General features: G+C 40.7%; 8 protein-coding genes. 6 read left to right on the top strand and 2 right to left on the bottom strand.

Going from position 1 to position 12,258, the window contains the following annotated elements:
• Positions 1 to 117: 117 nt before the first annotated feature.
• Both ACYVM0_RS12805 and ACYVM0_RS12800 read left to right on the top strand, forming a co-directional pair.
• Positions 118 to 627, top strand: coding sequence for an NADPH-dependent FMN reductase (locus tag ACYVM0_RS12805; RefSeq protein ID WP_460557644.1), 510 nt, complete (start codon positions 118 to 120; stop codon positions 625 to 627).
• 85 nt (positions 628 to 712) lie between these two features.
• Positions 713 to 1,969, top strand: coding sequence for a metallophosphoesterase (locus tag ACYVM0_RS12800; protein WP_460557642.1), 1,257 nt, complete (start codon positions 713 to 715; stop codon positions 1,967 to 1,969).
• A gap of 6 nt (positions 1,970 to 1,975) precedes the next feature.
• On the opposite strand, the gene ACYVM0_RS12795 is transcribed toward ACYVM0_RS12800, so the two are convergent.
• On the bottom strand, positions 1,976 to 2,755 hold the full coding sequence (locus ACYVM0_RS12795) for a TlpA family protein disulfide reductase (protein WP_460557639.1): 780 nt from the start codon (positions 2,753 to 2,755) through the stop codon (positions 1,976 to 1,978).
• A 62-nt stretch (positions 2,756 to 2,817) separates the two neighbouring features.
• Entirely contained in the window at positions 2,818 to 3,648 is an 831-nt protein-coding gene (locus tag ACYVM0_RS12790) for a CvfB family protein (protein ID WP_460557637.1), read from the bottom strand.
• Positions 3,649 to 3,823: 175 nt separating this feature from the next.
• Between ACYVM0_RS12790 and ACYVM0_RS12785 the strand changes: the two genes are divergently transcribed.
• From ACYVM0_RS12785 to ACYVM0_RS12770, 4 genes are all read left to right on the top strand, one after another.
• A complete protein-coding gene (locus ACYVM0_RS12785; protein ID WP_460557635.1) occupies positions 3,824 to 5,068 on the top strand; it encodes a DEAD/DEAH box helicase in 1,245 nt (414 codons plus the stop codon).
• A 198-nt stretch (positions 5,069 to 5,266) separates the two neighbouring features.
• Positions 5,267 to 7,399: an ATP-dependent DNA helicase RecG gene (gene recG, locus ACYVM0_RS12780; RefSeq protein ID WP_460557633.1), complete on the top strand. Its 2,133-nt coding sequence runs from the start codon at positions 5,267 to 5,269 to the stop codon at positions 7,397 to 7,399.
• A gap of 109 nt (positions 7,400 to 7,508) precedes the next feature.
• Positions 7,509 to 11,150, top strand: coding sequence for a DUF7948 domain-containing protein (locus ACYVM0_RS12775; RefSeq protein WP_460557631.1), 3,642 nt, complete (start codon positions 7,509 to 7,511; stop codon positions 11,148 to 11,150).
• A gap of 31 nt (positions 11,151 to 11,181) precedes the next feature.
• Complete coding sequence (locus ACYVM0_RS12770) at positions 11,182 to 12,234, top strand: PorP/SprF family type IX secretion system membrane protein (protein WP_460557628.1); 1,053 nt, start codon at positions 11,182 to 11,184, stop codon at positions 12,232 to 12,234.
• Positions 12,235 to 12,258 lie beyond the last annotated feature (24 nt).

The following is a 12,258-nucleotide window of genomic DNA, read 5'->3' as shown; positions in this document are numbered from 1 at the left end:
GTCATTTAACATCTGTCAACTTTTTCCGTCAGGTTGGCAAATTTAACTATTCGGCATAATATTGGGCAACAAAGAATCAACAAGTTTGTTATAGTTATAAACAATATATAAAATATAATGATTACAATAGTTTCGGGAACCAACAGAATAGGTAGTAATACGCTTAAAGTAGCGAAAGAATACAGGCGGCTTTTGGCCGAAAAAGGGGAAGATGCTGCAATATTTTCCCTGGAAGGCGTAAATATGATGGAAAGAGATGCCGCTTTTGAAAAAATAGAGAACGATATTATACTGCCTACCGATAGTTTTATCTTTATTGTGCCCGAGTATAATGGCAGTTTTCCCGGGATCTTAAAATTGCTTTTCGACACCGGTAGCAGCCACCAGATATGGTTTAATAAACAGGCTCTCATTACCGGCAATTCAACCGGCAGGGCCGGCAACCTGAGGGGAATGGATCACCTGGCAGATATTTTAAATTACGTTAAGATAACAGTACACCCTAATAAATTGCCTTTGTCTACAGTAAATAAATTAATGGACAACGAAGGCAAATTTACTGATGCCGGTGCGTTAAATGCCATCAATGCACAGTTGGACGAATTCCTGGCCTGGAGATGTCTTTAAAATATTTTAATCAATTTAACGGCTCTTAAAATATTATTCCTCTTCAATCGTCTACCTTCATAATCACTAATCATCAAACAGCTACATGCGTACACCTTTAGGCGTAATTATTTTTATTTCCATCATGCTTTTGCTGGATACTTATGTTTTCCAGGCCGTTAAATCAGTAAGCCAGTCATTATCTCCCAAAGCAAAAACCATTGTTTATTCTGTTTACTGGGTACTTACAGCACTGGCTATCATCAGCTTTTTATTATTTGTGTATACCGAACAGGATTTTTTAGGTAAAAAAGTACGTACCTATTTATTTGCTACAGTTATTGGTTTGTTTTTGGCAAAGATCACGGCAGGGGTTTTCTTTTTAATTGATGATATCAGGAGAGGCATTCAATGGGGCGCTATAAAATTATTTTCCAACAGCCGCAGCGGAACAGTAGATGACTTTGATGGCGAAGGTATCAGCCGTTCTGCATTTCTAAACTGGCTGGGCCTGGCTGCAGGTGGTACATTGTTTGGTACCTTGGTCTATGGCTTCGGTAATAAATACAAATATGATATTAAAAGACTGCAACTGACCTACGAAAATTTACCGGCTTCTTTTAAAGGACTAAAAATTGTACACATCAGCGATATACACAGCGGCAGTTTTACCGATAAAAAAGCGGTATTGCATGGGGTGGAAAAAATACTGAACGAAAAGCCAGACATTATCTTATTTACCGGCGACCTGGTGAATGACAGGGCAACCGAAATGCAGGACTACATGGATGTGTTTAGTTTGCTGAAAGCACCCATGGGAGTATACAGCACCTTAGGTAATCATGATTACGGCGATTATGTGCAATGGCCACAAAACGGTGTTTCTAAAGAGCAAAATTTAGAAAACCTGAAAAAAGTACATGCCGATCTGGGGTGGCGTTTGCTGATGAACGAACACGTGGCGCTGGAAAGAAACGGCGAAGCCATCGCCTTATTGGGTATAGAAAACTGGAGTAACAAAGCCCGCTTTCCAAAGCACGGCCGCATGGACCTTGCACATCCCGGAACCGAAAAATATCCTTTCAAAATTTTAATGAGCCACGACCCCAGCCATTGGGATGCACAGGTAAAAACAGACTATCCTGATATTGACCTGATGTTGAGTGGCCACACTCACGGAATGCAATTTGGTATCGAAATTCCCGGTTTTAAATGGAGCCCCGTTCAATACATGTATACACAATGGGCAGGACTATATGAAGATGGCAAACAAAAGATCAATGTAAACCGTGGTTATGGTTTTATTGGTTATCCCGGAAGAGTGGGAGTGTTGCCGGAGATCAGTGTGATTACGCTGGGGTAGGTGTTTTTACTTCTTATTAAGTTCATCTTTCAGCGCAGCAGCCAAATGGCTTTCATCATTTACCACTTTACTTATTAAGCCCTGTCTGTTAATTATTATGTGAGTAGGATACATCTCTATTTTTAAAGAATCGTTGAAGTAGCTTTTTTTAACCGGTATTACAGCGTATGTAAATTGTTTTTGAGATAAGAATTCTTGCAGCTTTTCTTTATTGTCGCTGGCAAGGCTAATAAAAATAACATCACCTTTTTTGCTGTACTTTTTTACTAATTGGTTAAGTGCGGGCATCTCTTCAACGCATGCCTGGCAGTGAATAAACCAGCATTTTAAAACTACTATTTTCCCCCTCGTGTTTTCTTTATTATATACATTGCCTTTTAGATCCGTAAAATTAAACTCCGGAAGTTCTTGCCCCCGCATTTTATAAAGTTTGTATTCATGTGTTGCCCATTCTTTTATAGTCAGGCGAACATCATTACTAATAGAGGAGTCAAGTTTATATAATTCGTAAGAAGAAACATTCCGGTTTGAAAAATGATACAAGGGAAGATAATTGCCTGTAGCAAAAAGATTAAAAAATTCTTCTTCGCTTATCACGTTTAATGAGGTATCAAGTGGAGTAAAATCTTTTGATAATCTCACGAAATCTCTTTGGTATATTAAAAAACTCGTTAAATACTTTAATGTTTCTTTTGGATTTATAACAGGTTTGCCATAATCCACCTGTTGTGCCACCGAAGAATTGGAAATAAAAAATAGCAAAAAAATATATCCTATTCTTTTCATGAAAAGGGAATTTACAATGTATAAGAAAAATAGAATCTACTTGTAATCTTATCTCGGTTTTATTACACCAATCTTATCCCCGTCTTCTCTAAACTAATCTTTTTTTGCTTATACAAATTACCCACCGTCATTTTAAACGTCTTCTTACTCATACCAAAGAAAGAATAAATTTCTTCCGGGTCGCTCTTATCATAATAAGGTAAGTAACCATTATTCTCTTCTAATAAACGAAGAATTTTTTGTGTTTCATCTTCCACACGGTTGTAGCCCGGTCTGCCGGCCGCCACATCAATCTTATTATCTTCGGGGTAAATCTTTTTTATAAAGCCTTTGAATTTGTCGCCGGCTGTAATATCCCTGTAAATTTCGTTGTGGTGCAACAAGCCGGTATGTATATTATTAATAATAACCACATAGCCAATATCAGTTCTTCTGTAAACGATCAGGTCCACTTCATCCAGTACTTTTACCGTCAGGTCATCATTACTTAAATAGGGTTCAATCTTTTCGGTAGCTGCTAAACGGCCGGTTTGTTCATCTAAATAAATTTTTACCAGGTATTCTCCATTGGGTATCATACCCCGTTGCTGTTTGCTCTTGGGTACAAAAAGATCCTTCATCAACCCATTATCTAAAAAAGCCCCTTGCGGTGTAACGCTGATACAGCGGAGTTTTACAATATCTCCTAAAATACCCCTGGGCTTTTGAGTGGTGGCAATCAGGCGGTCCTCGCCATCATGGTATAAAAAAACATTGACCTCATCGTTAATCTTCACATTGTCGGGCATAAAGCGTTTGGGTAATAATATTCCTTCTGCGCCATCATCCAGGTACACTCCAAAGGCCACTTCACGTATTACTTTTAATGTATTGTATTCGCCAACTTTTATCATAAATGCTTGTATTATTGTAAAGGTATGTTTTTTTAACCCCGTCAGCGGTTACAAACCCTGACGGCGGTTAAAAAAAGGGGCTTCAGCCAACCGCCGTCGGGGCTAAAAGCCGCCGACGGGGTTTAGTAATCCCTAAACTTAAAAAGCATTATCTTCACCAAAATAAAACCACAAATTGAAGTTTACAGAATTTGGATTCGACGAGAGATTAATGGAAGGTATTGATGCATCCGGCTATGAAAATGCCACACCTGTGCAGGAACAGGTAATACCATTAGTTTTACAGGGAAAAGATATTATTGCCTCTGCCCAAACCGGCACGGGTAAAACGGCTGCATTCCTGTTGCCGCTGATCAACAAGATCATTACCGATCCGCTGGTGAATCATACCAACACTGCATTGGTGATTGTGCCCACACGTGAGCTGGCTATCCAGATAGCACAGCATATGGAAGGCCTGTCTTATTTTACTTCGGTAAGTTCTATTGCTGTATATGGCGGCGGCGATGGCAATGCATTTGTGCAGGAGAAAAAAGCATTGAGCCATGGTGCCGATGTGGTGATTTGCACCCCGGGTAAAATGATGGCACATATTAAAATGGGCTATGTAAAATTAGATGGCCTAAAGTACTTGATATTAGATGAGGCCGACCGCATGCTGGATATGGGATTTTATGATGATATCATGTTTATCATTAATCACCTGCCCAAACAAAGACAAAATTTATTGTTCTCGGCCACCATGCCGCATAAAATAAGGGAAATGGCGAGAAAGATACTGCACCAGCCGGCAGAAATCAATATCTCCATCAGCAAGCCCAACGAAAAAATTGTACAGGAGGCTTTTGTAGTATATGAAGAACAAAAAATTCCGCTCATAAAGTTTTTGCTTAAAAAGAAAGACTTTGCTATGGTGCTAATTTTTTGCAGCAGCAAACAAAGTGTAAAGCAATTAACACGTGACCTGCAAAGGGCCGGTATTAAAGCCGATGAAATACATAGCGATCTGGACCAGGATAAAAGAGAAGATGTACTGATGCAATTTAAAAGCCGCCGCCTACCCATTTTAATTGCTACTGATATTCTAAGCCGTGGTATTGATATTGATAATATCGACCTGGTAATTAATTATGATGTACCGCATGACGGTGAAGATTATGTGCATCGCATTGGGCGTACAGCGAGGGCTGCGGCAGAAGGTACGGCCTACACATTTATCAGTCCGAGAGAACAACGCAAATTTTTATCTATAGAAAAATTATTAGGTAAGGAAGTTACCAAAGCAAAAGTACCCGACGAATTTGGAGAAGTGCCGGTATACAATACCACACCTCAAAGAAGCAGCGGGGGCGGGGGCAATAGAAATTTCAGTAAGCCCAGGCGTTTTAATAATAATCCCTCACGGGGCAATGGTAAATAAGCCTGGCGGGTTTCTTCACAAAGCCATAGTTACTCCGTATCAAAGTCATCGTTACTCCGTACCAGGGTCGGGCTTGGCAGGCAAAAGTGCCGTGTTTACTGCATAATAAAGTCATAATAAAAGCGGGCACATAAGCTACAGCATATACGATTGAGGTAAGTAATGCCATAAGGAGATATACTTTTGCCTGGTGTATATTTGTATAAATTATTTCCTATCACTTTCACAGCTGCCATATTAAATAATCCCATCGAATACATTCATGGTGTAAGTACACAGCGTGGCGATATGCTGCGTAAAGAGCTTGAGATTTTTACATTCAACGATCTGCTCAATTATTTTCCGTTACGCCATGTTGATAAAACCAAGGTAGATAAAATTGCGGCCCTTACCTACAATACCGAATATGCACAGGTTTCGGGGAGAATAACAGACATGGAAACTTTAGGAGAGAAAAGAGGTAAACGTTTGATTGCACATTTGGTGGATGATAGTGGTGAAGAAATAGAACTGGTATGGTTCCAGGGAATTAACTGGATACAAAAAGCATTGCAGGTGGGGCAGCAGTATTTAGTATTCGGCAAACTGAGTTTTTTCATGAACAAGCCACAGATTGCCCATCCCGAAGTGGAAACCTTCAGCACTGAAAAAGCAACAGGCAAAAGTTTTTTAGAACCCATCTATTCTTCTACCGAAAAATTAAAAGCAAGGGGCTTAAATGGGAGGGTGATTGGCAAGTTTACTTATGCATTATTACAATTAATTACAGAAAGAGACCTGCCTGAAAATTTACCCGACTCCATAATTCAGAAATATAAATTCATCAGCCGCTTTGAGGCTTATCGTCATATTCATTTTCCGGCCACAGAAAAACATTACCAGCATGCGGTACGTCGTTTAAAATTTGAAGAATTGTTTTTTGCACAACTGCGTTTGGGGTTGATCAAAAGCGCCCGGCACCGTTTTAGCAAAGGCCTGATTTTTGATAAAGTGGGCAACCTCTTCAACACATTTTATACACAGTATTTACCTTTTGAATTAACCGGCGCACAAAAAAGAGTGCTTAAAGAGATACGTAAAGATGCAGGCAGCGGTAAACAAATGAACCGCCTCTTACAGGGGGATGTAGGCAGCGGTAAAACCATTGTGGCTTTAATGATGATGTTGATTGCTGCTGACAATGGTTTTCAAAGTGTGATGATGGCCCCAACAGAAATTTTAGCACAACAGCATTTTAACGGTATCACGGCATTATTAAAAGATATGCCCGTTTGTGTAAAAATGCTTTCAGGCTCATCTAAAGCAAAAGAAAGAAGAGAAGTGCTGAAGCTTTGTGAAGATGGCTCTTTGCATATTTTAATCGGCACCCATGCGGTAATAGAAGATAAAGTGCTCTTTAAAAACCTGGGCTTTGCGGTAATTGATGAACAACACAAATTTGGTGTGGCACAAAGGGCACAACTCTGGAAAAAGAATACCATTCCGCCACATGTGCTGGTAATGACGGCAACACCTATACCACGTACACTAGCGCTCACTGCATACGGAGACCTGGACTATAGTGTGATGGATGAACTGCCCCCGGGAAGGCAACCAATTAACACTGTACATCGTTTTGAAAACAAAAGGCCGCAGGTAATGGATTTTATTAAAGAAGAGATAGCCAACGGTCGGCAGGCTTTTGTAATCTATCCATTGATAGAAGAAAGCAGCAAGATGGATTACGAAAACCTGATGAAGGGATATGAAGAAGTAAAATCATTTTTTCCGGAACCTAAATACTGGATCAGTATGGTGCATGGAAAAATGGATGCAGCGCAAAAGGAAACCAATATGCAGCGTTTTGTAAAAAAGGAAACGCAAATTATGGTAAGCACTACCGTTATAGAAGTAGGGGTTAACGTTCCTAATGCAACCGTAATGGTAATTGAAAGCGCAGAAAAATTTGGTTTATCTCAATTGCACCAGTTAAGAGGAAGGGTGGGAAGAGGTGCTGAAAAAAGTTTTTGCATATTATTAACAGGCGCTAAAATATCAAACGATGCCCGTGAAAGGTTAAAGATAATGGTGGCAACAAATGATGGTTTTAAAATAGCGGAAAAAGATCTGGAGATTCGTGGCCCCGGCGACATTGAGGGTACCAGGCAAAGTGGATTATTAAACTTTAAACTGGCTAATATAGTCCATGATAAAGTGATACTGGAAGCAGCCAGGGAAGCTGCAGAAAATATTTTAGAAAACGATCCTGACATTAATGTGGCAGAGAATTTGCCGGTAAAAAATTACCTTCACCAGCAGAAGGGCAAAACGGCATGGAGTAAAATTTCGTAAATCTCTTTTACAAGTTGTTTGGCCTTTAAAAAGCTGCTGTTAACAAGAACAATTTGGTTGAAAGTATCGTTATATTTCTGTACATTGTAAAAAATTAGCGTTGATTATTTTGAGTAAAATAACCCGGATTTTTTTAACGATTGTCTCAACAGCTTTTGTTACACTTACTGTCAATGCCCAAATGCAATTTGTGGAAAACAAAGGACAGTGGGATAGCAAGATTAACTTCAGGGGAGACTTTGCAACGGGAGCATTTTTTTTAGAGAACAGGGGCTTTACTGTTGACATGCACAATCCTGCCGACCTGCAGTTACTATCAGAAACACAGCATGGTCATGGTGCAGCTGCAACTAATACACTTGCAGGCAATGCCAGATCGCAGGTGCCACCAATAAATGATTACCCGGCAGTTACTGTTCGTTCTCACGCCTATAAAGTAACTTTTTTAGGCAGCAGTACAGTTATGCAGGCTGTGCCTGATAAAATGGAACCCGGTTACAATAACTATTTCAGGGGAAATGATCCAACCAAATGGGCAGGTAATTGTAAAATTTACCAGGCAGTTACCTATAAGAATGTGTACCATAACATTGATGTAAGATATTATACAGAAGCAGGCAATTTGAAGTATGATATTATCGTACGCCCTGGTGGCAATCCCAATGCCATTGCTATGCGTTACGATGGTGCCGGCAGGCTGGAAATCAGGAACAAGGAATTGATCATTGGTACAACTGTAGGTGATGTAAAGGAATTATACCCGTACAGTTACCAGACATTGATCAGCAAAAGACAATCGGTAGATTGCAAATATCTGCTTACAGATAATGTGGTGCGTTTTAAAGTTCAGAATTACGATCCCACAGAAACTTTGGTTATCGACCCAACGCTCATCTTTGCATCCTTTACCGGAAGTACAGAAGACAACTGGGGCTACACCGCAACACCCGGCCTGGGCGGCAGTTTCTTTGCCGGTGGTATTGCTTTTGGACAGGGGTACCCTGTTTCTCCCGGCGCATACCAGACCACATATGGGGGCGGTATACAGGAAGGTGCTATACCACAGGGTTTTGATATGGCGATCTTTAAATTTTCTTCGGATGGCAGCCAGCGCTTGTATGCAACATACCTGGGAGGTAACGGCAACGAGCAACCCCATAGCATGATCTGCGACCCACAGGGTAATTTGTACCTGGCAGGAAGAACAACTTCAAAGAATTATCCCGGAACACCCACAAGAGCTACAATTGATAATGATATTATAGTAACTAAAATAAATGCCTCCGGTACAGCACTTTTAGGATCGATAAGGATTGGTGGTTCGGCAGACGATGGCGTAAATATCAGGCCTAAATATGTAATGCCCGATGGAGCAGATGTGATAAGGCGTAACTATGGCGATGATGCCAGGAGTGAAATTATGTTAGATGATAAGGGAAATGTTTACCTGGCATCCTGTTCGCAGTCACTTAACTTCCCTGTTACACCGGGAACACCTATACAGGCTACATTTGGCGGAGGAAGGCAGGATGGTGTAATTCTTAAATTCAATAACAACCTGTCAGCAGTTTTATTCAGTACTTACTTTGGTGGTAACGGAGATGATGCCTGTTTTGTAATGTCGATAAATCCGCTTACAGGAAATCTATATGTTGCCGGGGCTACTTCCAGTACCAATTTACCCGGTGATAAAACAAATGTGATCAGCAGCACTTTTCAAACGGGGGAATGCGATGGTTTTGCAACAGAAATATTTCCTGATGGTTCGGGTATAATAAAAACAACCTATCTCGGTACAACGGGTAACGACCTTGTGTATGGGCTAAAGTTCGATAAATTCGGTTTCCCATATGTGATGGGTACAACCACAGGTAGCTGGCCGGTTATCAATGCAACCTACTCCAATGCAGGCGGCAAACAATTCATCAGCAAACTACAACCCGATCTTTCGGCGTATGTATACTCCACCGTATTTGGCACCAATTCGCCGGTACCTAATCTTTCGCCTATTGCTTTCCTGGTAGACCGTTGCCAGAATGTGTACGTATCCGGATGGGGGGGAGGAATAAATAATTCCAAACTTTATCCTTCTGCCGGCACTTTTAATATGCCGGTTAAAAATCAGTTGCCTGGTTTGCCAGGCCCGGATGGCCAGGATTTTTACTTTTTTGTATTGGAGAAGAATGCACAGAGCCAGCTTTTTGGTTCTTATTTCGGGCAAAACGGCGGTTTTGGAGATCATGTGGATGGCGGTACCAGCCGCTTTGATGAAAATGGTATTATTTACCAGGCCATGTGTGCCAATTGCAGCGACAGGAATAAAGTAACATTTCCTACAACTGCCGGGGTATGGGCCGCATTAAATGGCACCACTGGTGGCTGCAACGAAGCCGCAGTAAAAATTGAAATGAATTTTGCCGGTGTAGGCGCCAGCGTTAAAGCAACAATTGATGGTGTTGTTGATACCATTGGTTGCGTGCCTTTAACCATTACATTTACTGATACGCTTGCAAAAGGTAAAATGTATATATGGGATTATGGCGATGCCGCAAACCCAAAAAATGATACTACGTTTGCACCAAACAATACCACATCGCATACCTATACCAGCGTGGGAAATTACCGGTTGATGTTGGTTTCTATAGATTCATCAACCTGTAATGTAGCGGATACTGCTTACACCTCGGTAAGAGTAGGTAATAACCAGGTGACACCCAATTTTATCTTTACAAAATTAGATAGCTGCGCCAGTTTGCGTTACCGTTTCGATAACCAGACTACAGCACCTAATCCGGCCTATACCAATAATACTTTTATCTGGGATTTTGGTGATGGCTCGCCGAGGGTACGAACCGGCTTTGCTTCACAAATACATACATTCCCTTCTGTAGGGCAATATACCGTAAGGTTAATTGTAGATGATACCACCTTCTGTAATTCTCCTGATTCTGTTGCCAAAATAGTACGTATTAATCCCAATGTAAAAGCATTATTCAGTACCCCTACAAGAGGTTGCGTTTCTTATACACCGGTATTTAAAAATAATTCACTGGGGGGCACAGACTGGATATGGGACTTTGGTGACAATACATCCTCTACCGATTTTGAACCGGTGCATACTTATAACACCGTTGGTTCCTACAACGTGCGTTTAATTGCTATTGATACCACTACCTGTAATAAAAGAGATACTTCGGCATACTTTACTATTACGGTATACCCGATACCAACAGCAAACTTTACCTGGTCACCTAATCCACCGGTAGAGAATACACGAACTAATTTTACCAACCTTTCTGTTGGTGCAACAAGGTATTTATGGGATTTTGGTGATGGCACTACTTCAACAGATGTAAACCCCATACACCAGTTTAATAAAACAGATACTTTCCGTGTAGTGTTGCAGGCTTTTAATGATGCGGACTGTGTGGATACTTTTGAAGCGCCCGTTCCAATCATAATAAGGCCATTGCTGGATGTGCCTAATGCCTTTACACCAGGCAGGTTCAGCAGCGGCAGTTATAATAATGGTATTGTAAAAGTAGAAGGCTTTGGGGTAGGAAAAATGAGCTGGAAGATTTACAATCGCTGGGGCCAGCTAGTATTTTCAACCAACAATATAACACAGGGTTGGGATGGAACTTTTAAAGGCGTTTTGCAACCACTGGATGTGTATGCTTATACGCTGGATGTGGAATTTACAGATGGGAAAAAATTGCGAAAAACAGGCGATATAACCCTGTTACGATAATTAATAATTATAAAATTGATAATGAATAGTTTTGTTCTATAGCTACACCATATTAAAATCGTTCAGGCAATCCGGCAAAAAAGCATGGCTTATTGCCTGTGCTATATTGCTTATTAACGCCCTGCAGGCGCAGGACCTTCATTTTTCGCAATTCTTTAATTCTCCTTTAACTACCAATCCTGCCAATACCGGCTTTTTGCCTGATGCAGATTACAGGATAGGGGCTAATTACAGAAACCAATGGAGTACTGTAATGACAGTGCCTTATAAAACCACCAGTATTTTTGGTGATGCTCAATTATTCAGGGATAGATTGGAAAATGGATGGTTAGGTATTGGCGGTGTGATATTAAGTGATGTTGCCGGCAGTGGCAGTTTAAGAAGTACCAAGGCATATGGTTCTATAGCTTATCACCAGCAGCTGGGCAACAGTAGTTTACTTAGTGCAGGGTTTAATGTTGGCTGGGCCAATAAACGTATCGATCAGAGTAAATTAAAATTCCCTGATCAGTTTGACGGAAAGTTTTTTGAAAATCCCATAACAGCTGTAAGCCTTACCAATACCAGTGTAAGTTATATGGATGTGCAGGCGGGTATGAACTATGCCTATTTTCCACAGGAAAATGTGTACATCAATGCCGGGTATTCTATCCAGCATGTAAACAGGCCAAAGGAAACTTTCTTTAATGATAATACCAACCAGGGCCGTATCCCTATGCGCCATATTGGTTTTTTAAATGCCATATTAAAAGTTAACGAGAGGGTGATCATTAACCCTAACGCTTACTTTACCACCCAGGCAAAATCATCCGAACTGGTGGTGGGATTAAATGGTAATTATAATTTATCGGAGTATGGCGAAAAACAATTGGTAGCCGGCCTGTATTACCGCCTTGGTGATGCCATTGCACCAATGGTAGGTTTTGAAGTGAATAATATTAAATTCACATTTAGTTACGATGTTACATTATCCGGCTTAAACCAGTTTAATGGTTACCGTGGTGCCAGCGAATTCAGCATTGTAAAAAAAGGATTGTATCCGCAGCATGGCGACAGGCAAACGATGTGCCCGAGTTTTTATTGATCTCATTTTAAAAGACAAATAAAA

This window comes from Ferruginibacter profundus (genome assembly GCF_054783275.1).
Note: the sequence above shows the minus strand (reverse complement) of the source record. Positions and strands in the feature narration are given on the sequence as shown.